The sequence below is a fragment of the Pseudomonas sp. A-1 genome (genome assembly GCF_004801855.1).
Taxonomy (GTDB): domain Bacteria; phylum Pseudomonadota; class Gammaproteobacteria; order Pseudomonadales; family Pseudomonadaceae; genus Geopseudomonas.
The window spans coordinates 1-16,847 of record NZ_SSTC01000039.1 but is presented as its reverse complement, the minus strand read 5'-3'; the positions used below and the strand labels follow the sequence as shown (position 1 = coordinate 16,847).

16 protein-coding genes are annotated in these 16,847 nt (G+C 68.4%); 6 read left to right on the top strand and 10 right to left on the bottom strand.

What is annotated here, in order from left to right:
* Positions 1-2 precede the first annotated feature (2 nt).
* From E5198_RS10855 to E5198_RS21520, 4 genes are read right to left on the bottom strand one after another with little or no spacing between them, the layout of a single operon-like run.
* On the bottom strand, positions 3-1,463 hold the full coding sequence (locus E5198_RS10855; RefSeq protein WP_136490015.1) for a 2-hydroxymuconic semialdehyde dehydrogenase: 1,461 nt from the start codon (positions 1,461-1,463) through the stop codon (positions 3-5).
* A 26-nt stretch (positions 1,464-1,489) separates the two neighbouring features.
* A complete protein-coding gene (locus tag E5198_RS10850; protein ID WP_136490014.1) occupies positions 1,490-2,413 on the bottom strand; it encodes a catechol 2,3-dioxygenase in 924 nt (307 codons plus the stop codon).
* A gap of 48 nt (positions 2,414-2,461) precedes the next feature.
* Positions 2,462-2,779, bottom strand: a complete 318-nt coding sequence (locus E5198_RS10845) for a 2Fe-2S iron-sulfur cluster-binding protein (RefSeq protein WP_136490013.1) — start codon at positions 2,777-2,779, stop codon at positions 2,462-2,464.
* A gap of 8 nt (positions 2,780-2,787) precedes the next feature.
* Positions 2,788-2,934, bottom strand: a complete 147-nt coding sequence (locus E5198_RS21520) for a hypothetical protein (RefSeq protein ID WP_168772516.1) — start codon at positions 2,932-2,934, stop codon at positions 2,788-2,790.
* Here E5198_RS21520 and E5198_RS10840 point away from each other — a divergent pair.
* Complete coding sequence (locus E5198_RS10840) at positions 2,933-3,313, top strand: hypothetical protein (RefSeq protein WP_136490012.1); 381 nt, start codon at positions 2,933-2,935, stop codon at positions 3,311-3,313. The two genes, E5198_RS21520 and E5198_RS10840, sit on opposite strands and share 2 nt — an antisense overlap.
* Positions 3,314-3,369: 56 nt before the next feature.
* Complete coding sequence (locus E5198_RS10835; protein ID WP_136490011.1) at positions 3,370-5,073, top strand: sigma-54-dependent Fis family transcriptional regulator; 1,704 nt, start codon at positions 3,370-3,372, stop codon at positions 5,071-5,073.
* A 28-nt stretch (positions 5,074-5,101) separates the two neighbouring features.
* Here E5198_RS10835 and ald read toward each other — a convergent pair whose 3' ends face one another.
* Complete coding sequence (gene ald, locus E5198_RS10830; RefSeq protein WP_136490010.1) at positions 5,102-6,226, bottom strand: alanine dehydrogenase; 1,125 nt, start codon at positions 6,224-6,226, stop codon at positions 5,102-5,104.
* 137 nt (positions 6,227-6,363) lie between these two features.
* Here ald and E5198_RS10825 point away from each other — a divergent pair, with 137 nt between their 5' ends.
* The 4 genes from E5198_RS10825 (at position 6,364) to E5198_RS10810 (ending at position 9,954) form a co-directional block, all read left to right on the top strand.
* Complete coding sequence (locus tag E5198_RS10825; RefSeq protein WP_136490009.1) at positions 6,364-7,248, top strand: pseudouridine synthase; 885 nt, start codon at positions 6,364-6,366, stop codon at positions 7,246-7,248.
* 11 nt (positions 7,249-7,259) lie between these two features.
* Positions 7,260-7,613, top strand: a complete 354-nt coding sequence (locus E5198_RS10820) for a cupin domain-containing protein (RefSeq protein ID WP_136490008.1) — start codon at positions 7,260-7,262, stop codon at positions 7,611-7,613.
* A gap of 37 nt (positions 7,614-7,650) precedes the next feature.
* Positions 7,651-8,517: a Dyp-type peroxidase gene (locus E5198_RS10815; protein ID WP_136490007.1), complete on the top strand. Its 867-nt coding sequence runs from the start codon at positions 7,651-7,653 to the stop codon at positions 8,515-8,517.
* A gap of 117 nt (positions 8,518-8,634) precedes the next feature.
* Entirely contained in the window at positions 8,635-9,954 is a 1,320-nt protein-coding gene (locus E5198_RS10810) for a hypothetical protein (RefSeq protein ID WP_136490006.1), read from the top strand.
* A 513-nt stretch (positions 9,955-10,467) separates the two neighbouring features.
* On the opposite strand, the gene E5198_RS10805 is transcribed toward E5198_RS10810, so the two are convergent.
* The 5 genes from E5198_RS10805 to dnaA form a co-directional block, all read right to left on the bottom strand.
* A complete protein-coding gene (locus tag E5198_RS10805; RefSeq protein ID WP_136490005.1) occupies positions 10,468-10,725 on the bottom strand; it encodes a hypothetical protein in 258 nt (85 codons plus the stop codon).
* Between the two features lie 160 nt (positions 10,726-10,885).
* Entirely contained in the window at positions 10,886-13,306 is a 2,421-nt protein-coding gene (gyrB, locus tag E5198_RS10800; protein WP_136490004.1) for a DNA topoisomerase (ATP-hydrolyzing) subunit B, read from the bottom strand.
* Positions 13,303-14,403 carry a DNA replication/repair protein RecF gene (recF, locus tag E5198_RS10795; protein ID WP_136490003.1) on the bottom strand — a complete coding sequence of 367 codons (1,101 nt, stop codon included), beginning with the start codon at positions 14,401-14,403 and terminating at the stop codon, positions 13,303-13,305. The genes gyrB and recF overlap by 4 nt, the downstream gene beginning before the upstream one ends.
* A 152-nt stretch (positions 14,404-14,555) precedes the next feature.
* Positions 14,556-15,659, bottom strand: a complete 1,104-nt coding sequence (gene dnaN / locus E5198_RS10790) for a DNA polymerase III subunit beta (RefSeq protein ID WP_136490002.1) — start codon at positions 15,657-15,659, stop codon at positions 14,556-14,558.
* A gap of 30 nt (positions 15,660-15,689) precedes the next feature.
* A partial coding sequence (dnaA, locus tag E5198_RS10785; RefSeq protein ID WP_256659050.1) for a chromosomal replication initiator protein DnaA occupies positions 15,690-16,847 on the bottom strand: 1,158 nt, incomplete at its 5' end.

Genomic DNA, 16,847 nt, shown 5'->3' with positions numbered 1-16,847 from the left:
CCTCACAGCTTCACGCAGATGTTCTTCAGCTCGGTGTAGAACTCCAGCGAGTGCACCCCGCCTTCGCGACCGATGCCCGACTGCTTGCTGCCGCCGAAGGCGGTGCGCAGGTCGCGCAGGAACCAGCTGTTGACCCAGACGATGCCGGCCTCGATCTGCCCGGCGACGCGGTGGGCGCGCGAGCTGTTCTCGGTCCAGATCGCCGAGGCCAGGCCGTAGGGCAGGCTGTTGGCCAGCTCGATGGCTTCTTCCTCGGTGTCGAACGGACGGATGTGGCAGCACGGGCCGAAGATTTCCTCGGTGACCACCGCGGAGTCGTCGGGCAGGCCGGTCCAGATGGTCGGCTGCACCCAGGCGCCGCCGGCCAGGTGCGCCGACATCTCCGGCACGCCGCCGCCGGTGACGATGGTGGCGCCCTCGTCCTTGGCCTTCTGGTAGTAGGAGAGGACCTTCTCGCGGTGCTTGTGGCTGACCAGCGAGCCGAAGTTGGCGCTCGGGTCGTTCGGCTCGCCGATCTTCAGCGCCTCGGCGCCGGCCTTCAGGCGGGCGACGAACTCGTCGAAGATCGGCCGCTCGACGTAGACGCGCTCGGTGCCCAGGCACACCTGGCCGCAGTTGGCGAAGGCCGAGCGCAGGGTGCCCTCGATGGCCTTGTCCATGTCGCAGTCGGCGAACACGATGCCGGCGTTCTTGCCGCCCAGCTCCAGCGACACCTGGCGCACGCCCTTGGCGGCGGCGCGCATGATGGTCTCGCCGGTGCCGGTCTCGCCGGTGAAGGTGATGGCGTCGACGTCCGGGTGGGCGGTGAGGAAGGCGCCGGCCGAGTTGCCGCCGAAGCCGTGCACCACGTTGTACACGCCGGCCGGCACGCCGGCGGCGTTCATCACCTCGCCGAGCAGGGCGGTGGTGGTCGGGGTCTCTTCCGAGGGCTTGACCACCACGGTGTTGCCGCAGGCCAGCGCCGGGCCGACCTTCCAGGTCATCAGCAGCAGCGGCAGGTTCCACGGGCTGATCACGCCGATCACGCCCTTCGGGCGGCGCACGCCGTAGTTCAGCGCGCCGGCGCCATCCGGGGTGGCCATCTCGAAGGCCTCGGTGGCGACGTTCTTGATCAGGTCGGCGAACACCTTGAAGTTGGCCGCGCCGCGCGGGATGTCGATGTGCGAGGCGAGGGATTTCGGCTTGCCGGTGTCCAGGCATTCGGCCTCGAGGAACTCGTCGAAGCGCGCGGTGATGCCGTCGGCGACGCGATGGAGGATCTCGGTACGCTCGGCGACGGTCATCTTGCCCCACGGGCCCTTCAGCGCGGCGCGCGCGGCCTTGACCGCGGCGTCGACCTCGGTCTCGCCGGCCTCGTGGATCCTGGCGATCACCTGGCCGTTGGCCGGGTTGACGTTGTCGAACAGCTTGCCGCTGGCCGAGCCGACGTATTCGCCGTTGATGAAGTGCTTGATCTCTTTCATGGATGAGTCTCGTTGGGCAGTGGCAATCAGGTCAGGACGGTGAGGAAGCGCTCGTTGAGCTCGCGGTCGTGGTAGAAGATCGCCTTGCCCAGTTCGGCGGCGGTCCAGGTCACCGGCGGGTGGTCCGGGTAGTGGTAGTCGCCGCCGCAGAACACCTCGTTGCGGTTGCCGGAGGGGTCGAAGAAGTAGATGGTCTTGCCGTGGGTCAGGCCGTGGCGGGTCGGGCCGATGTCGATCGAGGTGTTGGTCATGCTGATCAGGTCGGCGGCGCGCAGCACGTCGTCCCAGGTCTCGAGGAAGAACGAGGCGTGGTGCAGCTTGCCCTGCTCGGTGTGCTGGATGAACGCCACGTCATGGGCCTTCATGCCGACGGTGAGGAACTGGGCGATGCGGTTGCCGTGCGGGTCGACCACCTGCTCGGCCAGATCGAAGCCGAGCACCTCGGTGAACAGGCGCAGGGTTTCCGGCAGGTTGCCGCCGTACAGCAGGGCGTGGTCGAAGCGGGTCGCCTTCATGCCCTTGAGGCCGCGCGGCCAGGCTTCCGGGTTGATCTCGGACAGGCCCCACTTGCCGGTCTGCTCCTTGTCGGCGAACAGCTCGAAGCGGTGGCCGGTCGGCGCGCTGAAGCGCACGCGGCGGCCGCAGCCCTTCAGCTCGCCGGCCGGGATGCTCTCCACCAGGCAGCCGAAGGCCACCAGGTCCTCGGTCAGGCGGCCGAGGGTGGCATCGTCGAGCACCTTGAAGCCCATGAAGTCCATACCGGCCTCGTCGGCCTCGCGCAGCACCACGGAGAACTTGTCGACCTCGGTCCAGCCCTTGAGGTACACGCGGCCGCGCTCGTCGCGGTCGACCTCGATCAGGCCGAGCAGCTCGACGTAGTGTTCCAGGGCCTTGGCCATGTCCAGAACGCGCAGCTGGATGTGTCCCGGACGCATCACACCTTTTTTCATCTCGACACCTCTTGTCTTTGTTGTGGGGTCCAACGGTTTCGCCGGCCGCTAGCGCGCCGGCGTCGTCACGACAGGCTCGGCGGATGCCGGGCGCTGGATGGCCAGGTCGCTGCGCGGGAACAGCCGGCAGGCGAGCACCAGGCCCTGTTCACGGTCGATGGCGTTGACGTGGCGGCGGCTCATCCGTCCGCAGTCGAATTCGCCGCTGACCACCTGCACCTTGCACAGGCCGCAGCCGCCGCCGCGGCAGCCGACCGGGATGCAGCGCCGGGCATGACGCTCCATGGCCGCCAGCACGTTCTGCTCGCCATCGCAGGCGAAGCGCTGGCCGCTGGCAGTTTCGGTGATCTGGAAGGTCTGGCTCATGGCGCACCTCAGCCGCGCAGGCCGAGGGCTGCCCTGGCAGCCAGACGGAAACGGCGCAGCAGGCCGCCACGGGCAGGCGCGGGGGCAGGGCGCTCGGAAGGGAAGAAGATGCGGCGCTCGCGCTGTTCGGCGCGCGCACGGATGGCAGTGTTCATGACGACCGTACCTGTTGTTTTTGTCTGTGCGGCTGGCCTCGGCAACTTGGCTTGCCGGGCGAGAGGACAAGAGCAACGGCTGTGCCAAACCACCCGCAAGGGGCCGCCAACCAATCACAAGCCATTGATTCAAAAGGATTTTTATTTGATGTTCGGCACGCGGCGCAGCTGGAAAGGCTCGTCGCACGGCGGAAGGCAGGCATGGCGTGGCGATGAAATTGATGATTTGGTGAATTCCCGGACCAGCCAGCCGGCGCCAGGCGCCGCCGCACGCCGCCCCGGGCGCCCGGCACGGAGAAGTTCAGCAAATGCTCAATTTCCGCATTCTTTGATCATCTGGTTGATTTTTTCCCGGCAAGCCGTTTCCATGCAGCAATAGGCCGCCCACGCGCGCCACGCCTCCCCGCCACAACAACAAGCAAGGGGCCCGCCCGAATGGCGATCAAGTACAAGCCGCAACTGCAGTACCCGGACATCCAGGACCTCAGCAGCCAGATCCGCTTCGTCAGCCAGGAAGGCAAGATCTGGCTGGGCGAGCAGCGCATGCTGCTGATGCCGCTGTCGGCGCTGGCCAACTTCCGCCGCGAGATGGTCGACCTGCTCGGCATCGAACGCGCCAAGGGCTTCTTCCTGCGCCTGGGCTACCAGTCCGGGCTCAAGGACGCCGAGCTGGCGCGCAAGCTGCGCCCCGACTCCAGCGAGCTGGACATCTTCCTCGCCGGCCCGCAGCTGCACATGCTCAAGGGCATGCTGCGCTCGCGACCGATCGAGGTGGACATCGACGTGGAGAAGGGCCGCTTCTACGCCGAGATCGACTGGCTGGACTCCTTCGAGGTGGAGATCTGCCAGACCGAGCTGGGCCTGATGGACCAGCCGGCCTGCTGGACCCTGCTCGGCTACGCCTGCAGCTACACCTCGGCATTCATGGGCCGCGAGATCATCTTCAAGGAAGTCAGCTGCCGCGGCCGCGGCGACGACAAGTGCCGGGTGATCGGCAAGACCGCCGAGGAGTGGGCCGACTCCGCCGAGTTCAAGGCCTACTTCAAGAACGACCCGGTGATCGAGGAGCTCTACGAGCTGCAGTCGCAGGTCGCCACCCTGCGCAGCCGCCTGCACAGCCACGACGGCCAGTACTACGGCGTCGGCCAGTCGCCGGCCTACCAGCGCATCTGCCAGACCATCGACAAGGCCGCGCGCGGCAAGGTATCGGTGCTGCTGCTCGGCGAGACCGGGGTGGGCAAGGAGGTGATCGCGCGCAGCGTGCACCTGCGCAGCGCGCGCGCCGAGCAGCCGTTCGTCGCGGTGAACTGCGCGGCCATCCCGCCGGACCTGATCGAGGCCGAGCTGTTCGGCGTGGAGAAGGGCGCCTACACCGGCGCCAGCCAGTCGCGCGCCGGGCGCTTCGAGCGCGCCCACGGCGGCACCATCTTCCTCGACGAGGTGATCGAGCTGACCCCGCGCGCCCAGGCCACCCTGCTGCGCGTGCTGCAGGAAGGCGAACTGGAGCGGGTCGGCGGCCAGCAGACGCGCAAGATCGACGTGCGGGTGATCGCCGCCACCAACGAGGATCTGGCCGAGGCGGTGCAGGCCGGACGCTTCCGCGCCGACCTGTACTACCGCCTCAACGTGTTCCCGGTGCAGATCCCGCCGCTGCGCGAGCGCCGCGAGGACCTGCCGCTGCTCGCCGAGCACTTCCTCAAGAAGTTCCACGAGCAGTACGCCAAGAAGACCCTCGGCTTCTCCGACCGGGCCCTGGAGGCCTGCCAGCAGTACGCCTGGCCGGGCAACATCCGCGAGCTGGAGAACGTCATCGAGCGCGGGGTGATCCTCACCGACAGCAACGAGAGCATCAGCGTCGAGGCGCTGTTCCCCGGCCTGGCGCTGGCGGGACAGCGCGGCGGCGTGCGCCTGTCGCGCGCCGGCGAACTGACCGCCGGCGGCGCCGAGACGGCGCGGCACTGGGTCGAGCAGATCCTCGACGCCGGCATCGGCCTCGACGAGGTCGAGGCCATCCTGATGCGCGAGGCGATGCGCCGCGGCCAGCACAAGGTGTCGCGCGCCGCACGCCTGCTCGGCATGACCCGCCCGGCGCTGGCCTACCGGCTGAAGAAGGTCGAGGGCGGCCTGCCCGGCGAGTGACGCCCGTCGCCCTGTTCCACGTGGAACATCAGAGCAGGCGCAGCAGCACCTCCTCGGTCGGCACCAGGGGCAGCTGGTGGCTGGCCGCCACGCCGGGGTTGGTCAGCACGCCGGCGGCGACGTTGAGGCCGCGGCGCAGGTGCTCGTCCTCCTCCAGCGCGCGGCGCGTGCCCTTGTCGGCCAGGGCGACGACGAAGGGCAGGGTGGCGTTGTTCAGCGCCAGGGTCGCGGTGCGCGCCACGCCGCCGGGCATGTTGGTCACGCAGTAGTGCACCACGCCGTCGACCACGTAGGTCGGATGGGCATGGGAGGTCGGCCGCGAGGTCTCGGCGCAGCCGCCCTGGTCGATGGCCACGTCGACCAGCACCGCGCCAGCCTTCATCTGCCGCACCATGCCGGCGCTGATCAGCTTGGGCGCCGCCGCGCCGGGGATCAGCACGCTGCCGATCACCAGGTCGGCCGCCTGCACCAGTTCGGACACCGCCGCGCGGGTCGAGTAGCGGGTGGCGATGCGATTGCCGTACAGGGCGTCGAGGCGGCGCAGGGTGTCCATGTTCTTGTCGAGGATGGTGACGTCGGCGCCCAGGCCGATGGCCATGGCGGCGGCCTGGCTGCCGACTACGCCGCCGCCGAGGATCACCACCTTGCCCGCCGGCACGCCGGGCACTCCGCCGAGCAGCACGCCGCGCCCCCCCTTGGCCTTCTCCAGGCAGCTGGCACCGACCTGGATGGCCATGCGCCCGGCCACCTCGGACATCGGCGCCAGCAGCGGCAGGCGGCCCTGGGCATCGGTGACCGTCTCGTAGGCGATGCAGGTGGCTCCGCTGGCCAGCAGTTCGTCGGTCTGCGGCCGGTCGGCGGCCAGGTGCAGGTAGGTGAACAGGGTGTGCTGGCGGCCCAGGCGGGCGCGTTCGGAAGCCAGCGGCTCCTTGACCTTGACGATCAGCTCGGCCTCGGCGAACACCTGCTCGGCGTCGGCGGCGATGTGCGCGCCGGCCTTCTCGTAGTCGGCGTCGCTGAAGCCGATCGCCGCACCGGCCTGGGTCTCCACCCACAGCTGGTGGCCGAGGGCGCGCAGCTCGGCCACCGATTGCGGGGTCAGGCCGACCCGATACTCGTGGTTCTTGATCTCCCTGGGTACCCCGATGCGCATGGCAGTTCTCCCTGCTGCTCTTGTGGTAGCTCTCAGCGTAGCAGCCGGGACTGTCCGTCGGCGGGCGACGCCGGGGGTTTTGACGAGGCGCTGCGGCTGCGGCCTAATGGCAAGCCAGCCGCCCACCGGGAACCGTCATGTCCGAGCCGTCCACTGCCCAGCGCCCCAGCACCCTGCACCTGCCGCCGGGCGACTGGACCACGGTGCTCGACTGCCTGTGCGCGCGCTTCCCGGCCATCGACCGCGCCAGCTGGCAGTCGCGCATGCAGCGCGGCAAGGTGCTGGACGGCGAGGGGCGCATGCTGGAGCCCGAGCACCCGTACCGCGAAGGCCTGCGCGTGCACTACTTCCGCGAGGTGGAGCGGGAGACGCCGATCCCCTTCGTCGAGGACATCCTCCACCACGACGAGCACCTGCTGGTGGTCGACAAGCCGCACTTCCTGCCGGTGATCCCTTCCGGCGGCTACGTCGAGCAGACCCTGCTGGCGCGCCTGACCCGCCGCCTGGGCAATCCGCAGCTGGTGCCGCTGCACCGCATCGACCGCCACACCGCCGGGCTGCTGCTGTTCTCCACCAATCCGGCCAGCCGCGACCGCTACCACGCGCTGTTCCGCGAGCGGCAGATCGACAAGCGCTACGAGGCCATCGCCCCGGCGCTGCCCGACCTCGAGTTCCCGTACCGCCACGAGAGCCGGCTGGTGCGCGGCGAGCCGTTCTTCCGCATGCGCGAGGCGCCCGGCGTGCCGAACAGCGAGACGCGGATGGAAGTGCTGGAGCGCCATGGCGAGCTGTGGCGCTACGCGCTGTTCCCGGTCACCGGCCGCCAGCACCAGCTGCGCGTGCACCTGGCCGCGCTCGGCGCGCCGATCTGCAACGACCCGTTCTACCCGGTGGCGCAGCCGGCCGACGCGCCCGACGACTACGACCGGCCGCTCAAGCTGCTGGCCCGCAGCCTGCGCTTCCGCGACCCGCTGAGCGGCGCCGAGCGCGAATTCGCCAGCCGCCTGCGCCTCGCCTGGTGAGGAGCGACGCCATGCCCGCCAACCTGTTCCAGCCGCTGCCCGATGCCCGCGCAAACGAGTGCTTCGACGACCTGCTCAGGCGTCCCGGCTGCCGCGTCGAGCGCATCGTCTCCCACGGCCAGGCCAGCCCGCCGGGCTTCTGGTACGACCAGGCCTGGGACGAGTGGGTACTGCTGCTCGCCGGCCACGCCGTGCTGCGCCTGGCCTCGCAGGCCGAGCCGGTCGAACTGCGGCCCGGCGACCACCTGCTGATCCCCGCCGGCGAGCGCCACCGCGTCGAGGCCACCGCCGCCGACCGGCCGACCGTGTGGCTGGCGGTACACTGCGGCGAGGCGCCCGGCGACGGAGCAAGCGCGCCGCCGTGAGGTTAAGATGGCGTCTTTCCGCCTACAGGAGTTGCCCATGACGCCTTGCCAGCCCGGCATCCTCGCCAGCCCCATCCCGGCGCAGGCCTGCCACCTGTTCTTCGCCCTCGAATCCACCGAGGCCCTGCCGGCCGCCCTCGACCGCCTGAGCCAGCTGGCCGACGGCGAGGCCGTCGTGGTCGGCTGCGGCGCCGCGCTGGTGCGCGCTCTCGGTAGTCGCATCGACGGCCTGCACAGCTTCCCGGTGCTCGACGGCGCTGCCGTGGACATCCCCTCGACCCAGCACGCGCTGTGGTGCTGGCTGCGCGGCGACGACCGCGGCGAACTGCTGCACCGCCGGCGCGAACTGGTCGCCACCCTGGAGCCGGCGCTGCGCCTGGTGCAGAGCAGCGATGCCTTCCGCTACCGCGACGGTCACGACCTGACCGGCTACGAGGACGGCACCGAGAACCCGCTGGGCGAGGAGGCCGTCGCCGCCGCCATCGCCGCCGACGGCAGCAGCTTCGCCGCCATCCAGCACTGGGTCCACGACCTCGACCACTTCCAGCGCCTGCCGCAGGCCGAACAGGACGACATCATCGGCCGCCGGCAGAGCGACAACGAGGAACTGGAGGACGCCCCGGCGTCCGCCCACGTCAAGCGCACCGCCCAGGAGAGTTTCGCACCGGAAGCCTTCGTGGTGCGCCGCTCGATGCCGTTCAGCGACGGCGAGCAGGCCGGCCTGGTGTTCCTCGCCTTCGGCCACTCCTTCGCCGCCTTCGAGGCCCAGCTCAGACGCATGGCCGGCCTCGAGGACGGCATCGTCGACGCGCTGTTCCGCTTCAGCCGGCCGACCACCGGCGGCTACTACTGGTGCCCGCCGCTGTGCGACGGGCGCCTGGATCTGCGCGCCGTGCGGGGCTGAGCACGCGCCTCATCCCGCTGCGGCCGGGATGGGGTTGCCGACCGACGACGCTTGCCGGGCAAAACCTGCCGCCGCGGTCGAGACTGATGACTGTCTCCCTTCCGCCAGGTACCGCCCATGCGCCGACCAGCTCGCCGCCCCATCTCATCGCCCTGGCAGAAGCTCGTCAGCACGGGGCTGATCCTCGCCCTGCTCGGGCAGTCCGCCTGCAGCCTGACGCCGACCGTGCCCGATACCCGCTACCAGACCAGCCTCGGGCGGATCGCGGTGGTGGCCGCCCCCCGGCCCCCGGAGGTCCGGCTGGAAGGACTGGTGCGCGGCAAGGCCACGGGCGCGGCCAGCGGCGCCGGCAGCAGCTTCCTCAACTGCCTGGGCGAACTCGGCCACTCCGGCTGCAGTGGCGACATCTGCGGAGCGGTGCTGATCATCGGCCTCGGCCTGTGCGGCGTCGCAGGCGTGGTCGGCGGCGTGGTCGGCGCAGTGCAGGCCCCGCGCGCCAGCAGTGTCCGGCACGCCGAGAGCAGCCTGCTCGCCGCCGTGCAGGCCGGCGAAATCCAGGAGACCCTGCGGCGCAAGGTGGAGGAGCTGGCGGTGAGCGAGGGGCGGGCACTGGCCGGTCCGGCCCCGGAGCAGACCCGCCTGGCGACGCAGCGGGGCGACTACCGCGCCCTGGCCGCCGCCGGAATCGACCAGGTGCTGGAGGTCGGCCTGAGCGAGGTCAGCGCTGCCAGCGGCGGCGGCAAGGGTGCCCTGCAACTGCTGATGCAGGCCCGGGTACGCCTGATCCGCAGCAGCGACAATCGCGAACTGAGCCATGCCGACTATCTGTTCCAGGGCGAGCGACGCCTGCCCGCGGAGTGGACGAGGAACAACGCTGCGCCGCTGATGCAGGCCCTGCAGAGCGGCTATGCCGCCCTCGGCGCGCACATCCACGACAGCGTCTTCCTGCTCTACCCGTTTCCCGATCGCGGCATGCACGGCAGCGGCTGGCTGTCCTCGGTGTTCGGCCTCGCCCCGCTCGAGCCGCGCAACCGTGGCCAGCTGACCGGTGACAGCTTCCTCGACCGCCAGCTGGTCTGGACACCCGTCGCCTCGACGCGCCCGACCCTGCGCTGGCAGGCCTTCCCGCGTCCCAGCGACATCGCGGCCGCTCCGGCGGAGATGGCACGGGTCGACAACGTGCGCTACGACCTGGTGATCGCCGAGGCACGCCAGCTCGCTCCGGGAAGCATCGTCTATCGCGGCGAGAGCCTGCCCCGGGCGAGCCACACCCTGATCAGCCCGCTGGCGAGCAAGCGCCACTATTTCTGGAGCGTGCGCGCCCGCTTCACCCTCGACGGCCGCGAGCGGGTCACCGAATGGGGCTCGACCCACTTCATGGCCACCGGTCGCCTGACCACGCCCTCGGCGTGGTCGTACCGGTTCAGAACCCCATAGGCCTGTGGATGGCTGTCGATGCCGCGCCGGGTGCGGCCCAGATCCCCGGGAGGCTGGCTGCGCCGGCGACGGCAGGACCAGGCACCAGCTGGCTTTTTCCAGGCAACAAAAAACCCGCCGAAGCGGGTTCTTTCCTGACCATCCGACATCCTGTCGGTCGCCTCCTGGCGCTGGTCCATCATCCGTGATTCCGGGCGCATCCTTTCGCTCGGTGGATGTCTGTAGCTTAGAGATCGCTCCTGAGGCGCGACAGCAACAAAAACCGCCAGTGCGTGTAAGCCATTTGCTATATCGATATGCAGACCGCCTGTGGATTGTCTCGCTGCATACACGGCCAGCTTCGATCAGGCCGCCCAGCGATGTCTGACAGAACTTATCCACAGCCACTTTGGTTTCCTCCAGCGACCATCACAGATCCGGAACCGCCAGCGCGGCTCTCGATGAACTCACGCCGTGCTCCCACGCCATTGTCCATCGGTTTGCTGACCGCTGTGGATAACCTCTGCCTCGGCTTCAGCGACGCAACAGCCGATCGGCCGACGCAATGATCCTGCGTACTTGGCCCACCGTCTGCGCCGCCAGCGCCATTGCGATATGCGGGCGCAACTGTCCCTCGAGAATCTGTGAGTTGTAGACCCTGAGCGCAAGCACCACGCTGGCCCGCAGCGAAATATCCACAGCCCGGCTGTCCGGCAGGCTCAGCCCGGCTGCATCGACCAGTACGCTGGCGACACTGCCGCCCGACCGCCAGGCGTCGTTCATGTTGTCCATAGGTAGCTTTTTCTCCAAGGGTTACCCTCTTTTTCGGCACCGTTCGGTCGATACTTGAGGCAATTCGCCGCTCGGCAAAACAAAACCCCGGCAGACGCAAGTCTGCCGGGGTTTTGTCTGTCTCATCTGTGGATAACCGGATTATCCACAGATTTGCCGATCACACATCCAGATTCGACACCGCCAGCGCGTTGCTCTCGATGAAGTCGCGGCGCGGTTCCACGGCGTCGCCCATCAGGGTGTTGAAGATCTGGTCAGCGGCGATGGCGTCCTCGATGGTCACCTTGAGCATGCGGCGCACCGTCGGGTCCATGGTGGTTTCCCACAGCTGCTCGGGGTTCATCTCGCCGAGACCCTTGTAGCGCTGGATGCTGTGGCGCTTGGTGCTTTCGGTCATCAGCCAGTCGAGCGCTTCCTTGAAGGTCGCCACCGGCTTCTTGCGCTCGCCGCGCTGCACATAGGCGCCTTCCTCGAGCAGGCTGTTGAGCTGCGCGCCGAGGTCGGTGACGGTGCGGTAGTCGTTGCTGGCGAAGAAGTCGCGGTTGAAGGTGACGTAGCTGGACAGGCCGTGGGCGACGGTCTGCACCTCGGGCAGCCACAGGTGGCGCTCGCGGTCCTCGCGCAGGCTGACCTGGTAGCTCTGCCCGGACTTTTCCACAGCCTTGAGGCGCTCGCCGAGCTGTTCGATCCAAGCCTGCATGGCGACCTGGTCGGCGAGCTGCTCGACGCCGACCCGTGGCAGGTAGACGAAGTGCTCGGTGATCTCCTGTGGATAAAGTCGCGACAGGCGGGCGAGGGTCTTCATCACCGTGCGGTATTCGCCGACCAGCTTCTCCAGCGCCGCGCCGGACAGGCCCGGGGCGCTGTCGTTGACGTGCAGGCTGGCGTCCTCGAGGGCCGACTGGGTCATGTATTCCTCCATGGCCTCGTCGTCCTTGATGTACTGCTCCTGCTTGCCCTTCTTGACCTTGTACAGCGGCGGCTGGGCGATGTAGACGTAGCCGCGCTCGATCAGCTCGGGCAGCTGGCGGAAGAAGAAGGTCAGCAGCAGGGTGCGGATGTGCGAACCGTCGACATCGGCATCGGTCATGATGATGATGTTGTGGTAGCGCAGCTTGTCGATGTTGTACTCCTCGCGGCCGATCCCGCAGCCCAGTGCGGTGATCAGGGTGCCGACCTCCTGGGAGGAGAGCATCTTGTCGAAGCGCGCCTTCTCGACGTTGAGGATCTTGCCCTTGAGCGGCAGGATCGCCTGGGTCTTGCGGTTGCGACCCTGCTTGGCCGAGCCGCCGGCCGAATCACCCTCGACGATGTACAGTTCGGACAGCGCCGGGTCCTTCTCCTGGCAGTCGGCCAGCTTGCCGGGCAGGCCGGCGATGTCCAGCGCGCCCTTGCGGCGGGTCATCTCGCGGGCCTTGCGCGCCGCCTCGCGGGCGCGCGCGGCGTCGAGCATCTTGCCGACCACCGCCTTGGCCTCGTTGGGATTCTCCAGCAGGTAGTCGCCGAAGTACTTGCCCATCTCCTGCTCGACCGCGGTCTTCACCTCGCTGGAGACCAGCTTGTCCTTGGTCTGCGAGCTGAACTTGGGATCGGGCACCTTGACCGAGATGATCGCGGTGAGGCCCTCGCGGGCGTCGTCGCCGGTGGTGGCCACCTTGAACTTCTTGGCCAGGCCCTCGGCCTCGATGTAGTTGTTCAGATGGCGGGTCAGCGCCGAGCGGAAGCCGGCCAGGTGGGTGCCGCCGTCACGCTGCGGGATGTTGTTGGTGAAGCAGAGGATGTTCTCGTTGAAGCTGTCGTTCCACTGCAGCGCCACCTCGACGCCGACGCCGTCTTCCTCGCGCTGCACGTTGAAGTGGAACACCTGGTTGACCGCGGTCTTGTGGTTGTTCAGATAGTCGACGAAGGCCTTGAGGCCGCCCTCGTACTTGAACAGCTCCTCCTTGCCGCTGCGCTCGTCCTTGAGGACGATGCCCACCCCGGAGTTGAGGAACGACAGTTCGCGCAGGCGCTTGGCGAGGATGTCCCAGCTGAAGTGGATGTTGCGGAAGGTCTCGGCCGACGGCTTGAAGTGGATCTGCGTACCGGAGCCCTCGGTGTCGCCGACCGGCGCCAGCGGCGCCTGCGGCACGCCGTGCACATAGGTCTGCTCCCAGACCTTGCCGCTGCGACGGATGGTCAGCACCAGCTGCTCGGACAGCGCGTTGACCACCGACACGCCGACGCCATGCAGGCCGCCGGAGACCTTGTAGCTGTTGTCGTCGAACTTACCGCCGGCGTGCAGCACGGTCATGATGACCTCGGCGGCGGAGACGCCTTCTTCCTTGTGGATATCCACCGGAATGCCGCGGCCGTTGTCGCGCACGGTGATCGATTCGTCGGTGTGGATGGTGATGCTGATCTCGTCGCAATGACCGGCCAGCGCCTCGTCGATGGAGTTGTCCACCACCTCGAAGACCATGTGGTGCAGCCCGGTGCCATCGTCGGTGTCGCCGATGTACATGCCGGGGCGCTTGCGTACGGCGTCCAGACCTTTCAGCACCTTGATGCTGGAGGAGTCGTACGTGTTGTTCTCGCTCATGCCTTCACTCCCGAGGATTCAATACGGCCATGCTCCACGTGGAACATGGCGACCGGCGTGTCCGTGCGCCAGCCGTCTTTGAGGGTTTCGCCGTCGACGCCGGTGACGAACACCTGGCAGTCGAGGTCTTCCAGCAAGCGGCACAGCGCGTGACGATGCTGTTCGTCGAGTTCCGAGGGCAGGTCGTCCACCAGGTAGACGCACTGCCCGTGTTTGGCCTGGTTGACCAGGTGTCCCTGGGCGATGCGCAGGGCGCAGACCACCAGCTTCTGCTGGCCGCGCGAGAGGATGTCGGCGGCGTTGTGACTGCCGATGCGCAGGCGCAGGTCGGCGCGCTGCGGTCCGGCCTGGGTGTGGCCGAGCTGCTGGTCGCGCAGCAGAGCGGCGGCGAGCACCTCGGCGAGGTCGCGTTCGCGGTCCCAGCCGCGGTAGTAGCTGAGGGTCAGCTCCGGCAGTTCCACCAGCTGCGCCAGGGTGCGCTCGAACACCGGCTTGAGCGCCTGGATGTAGGCGCGCCGGTAGGCGTCGATGGCCTCGCTGGCCAGTGTCAGTTCGCGGTCCCAGGCGGCCTGCGCAGCGGCGTCGATTCTACCATGGCGCAACCACGAGTTCCGCTGCCGCAGGGCCGCCTGCAGGCGCTGCCAGGCGTCGAGGAACCGCGGTTCCACGTGGAACACCCCCCAGTCGAGGAACTGCCGGCGCACCTTGGGCGCGCCCTCGAGCAGGCGGAAGCTGTCCGGGTTGATCAGCTGCAGCGGCAGCAGTTCGGCCAGTTGCGCGGCGCTGCGCGCGTTCTGCCCGTCGATGCGGATCTGGCTGTCGCCGCTGCGCTGGCGGGCGATGCCCAGGCTGGCCGGGCGGCCGTCGGCCAGGCGCACCTCGCCGAACACCAGGGCCTGCTCGGCGCCGTGCTGGATCACCGGGGTCAGCCGGCTGCTGCGGAACGAGCGGGCCAGGCCGAGCAGGTGGATGGCCTCCAGCACGCTGGTCTTGCCGCTGCCGTTGTCGCCGTGCAGCAGGTTGATGCGCGGCGAGGGCGCGAGCTGCACCGCCTGCAGGTTGCGCAGGCCGCTGACGTTCAGGCGGACCAGGGACATGGCTGGTGCCCGCCGATGTGGATAAGGGTACTCAACGGCTTGTACACAATGTTATCCACAGGGTGTTCCACGTACAGTACGCATGAATCGTGGCGGGGCAGACCCTGTGGCAGGTACATGCACATCTTGTCCACAGGATCCGCCCAAGCAGATCACAGGCGCATCGGCATCACGACGTAGGCCGAATCGTCGTTGCCGGCTTCCTGCAGCAGGGCGCTGCTGTTGGCGTCGGCCAGGGTGATGCGCACCTGGTCGGTGGTCATCACGCCGAGCACGTCGAGCAGGTAGCTGACGTTGAAGCCGACTTCCAGGGCGTCGCCGAAGTAGTCGACCTGCACCTCTTCCTCGGCCTCCTCCTGCTCGGGGTTGTTGGCCTGGATCTTCAGCAGGCCGCTGGCCAGCAGCAGGCGGATGCCGCGGTACTTCTCGTTGGAGAGGATCGCGGTGCGGCTGAACGCCTCGCGCAGCGCCTGGCGGTCGCCGACGACCAGCTTGTCGCCATTGCGCGGCAAAACGCGCTGATAATCGGGGAACTTGCCGTCGACCAGCTTGGAGGTGAAGGTGAAATCGCCGGTGGTGGCGCGGATGTGGTGCTGGCCGAGGACGATGCTGACCGGCTCGTCCGGCTCGGTGAGCAGGCGCGCCAGCTCGAGGATGCCCTTGCGCGGCACGATGACCTGGTGCTTGTCCGGCGCCTCGAGGCCGGCGTCCAGCGCGCACAGCGCCAGGCGGTGGCCGTCGGTGGCCACGGCGCTGAGGCGGCCGGCGTTGACCTCCAGCAGCATGCCGTTGAGGTAGTAGCGTACGTCCTGCTGGGCCATGGCGAAGCTGGTGCGCTCGATCAGCCGGCGCAGCTTGCTCTGCGCCACGGCGAAGGTCAGCGAACCCTGGCTTTCCTCCACCGAGGGGAAGTCGTTGGCCGGCAGGGTGGACAGGCTGAAGCGGCTGCGCCCGGCCTTGATCAGCAGCTTCTGCTCGTCGACGCGGATGTCGATCAGCGCATCGGACGGCAGGCTCTTGCAGATGTCCATCAGCTTGCGCGCCGGCACGGTGATCTCGCCGGCCTCGGCCGGTTCTTCCAGGGCCACGCGGCCGACCAGCTCGACCTCGAGGTCGGTGCCGGTCAAAGACAGCTGCTGGCCCTGCACCACCAGCAGCACGTTGGACAGCACCGGCAGGGTCTGCCGGCGTTCGACGACCCCGGCGACCAGTTGCAGCGGCTTGAGCAGGGCTTCGCGTTGAATGGTGAAATGCATCTTCAGTCTCGGCTTGCGGGGGCGCGCCCGTCAGGTGGTCAGGGTGCGCAGCAGGTTCTTGTAGTCTTCGCGGATATCGGCGTCTTCCTCGCGAAGTTCGGCGATCTTGCGGCAGGCGTGCAGCACGGTGGTGTGGTCGCGGCCGCCGAAGGCGTCGCCGATCTCCGGCAGGCTGTGGTTGGTCAGCTCCTTGGACAGCGCCATGGCCACCTGGCGCGGGCGCGCCACCGAGCGCGAGCGGCGCTTGGACAGCAGGTCGGCGATCTTGATCTTGTAGTACTCGGCCACCGTGCGCTGGATGTTGTCGATGCTGACCAGCTTGTCCTGCAGGGCGAGCAGATCCTTCAGCGACTCGCGCACCAGCTCGATGCTGATGTCGCTGCCGGTGAAGTGGGCATGGGCGATCACCCGCTTCAGCGAGCCTTCCAGCTCGCGCACGTTGGAGCGGATGCGCTGGGCGATGAAGAACGCCGCGTCGTGGGGCAGCTCGACCTTGGCCTGTTCGGCCTTCTTCATCAGGATCGCCACCCGGGTCTCCAGCTCCGGCGGCTCGACCGCCACGGTCAGGCCCCAGCCGAAGCGCGACTTCAGCCGCTCCTCCAGGCCCTCGATCTCCTTCGGGTAGCGGTCGCTGGTGAGGATCACCTGCTGGCCGCCCTCGAGCAGGGCGTTGAAGGTGTGGAAGAACTCCTCCTGGGAGCGCTCCTTGCGGGCGAAGAACTGGATGTCGTCGATCAGCAGGGCGTCCACCGAGCGGTAGAAGCGCTTGAAATCGTTGATCGCGTTGAGCTGCAGGGCCTTGACCATGTCGGCGACGAAGCGCTCGGAATGCAGGTAGACCACCTTGGCGTTGGGGTTCTTCTTCAGCAGGTGGTTGCCCACCGCGTGCATCAGGTGGGTCTTGCCCAGGCCGACGCCGCCATAGAGGAACAGCGGGTTGTAGCCGTGCTTGGGGTTGTCGGCCACCTGCCAGGCGGCGGCGCGCGCCAGCTGGTTGGACTTGCCCTCGACGAAGTTCTCGAAGGTGAAGTTGCGGTTCAGGTAGCTGGTGTGCTTGAGGCCGCCCTCGACCTGCACGCTGCGCTCGGTGCGCACCGCCGGCGCGCTGGGCGCCTCGGCCACGGCCTCGACCAGCGCCGGTGCGGCGATCTCCGCCGCGGCCGGCACGAAGGCCGGCGCGGGGGCGGG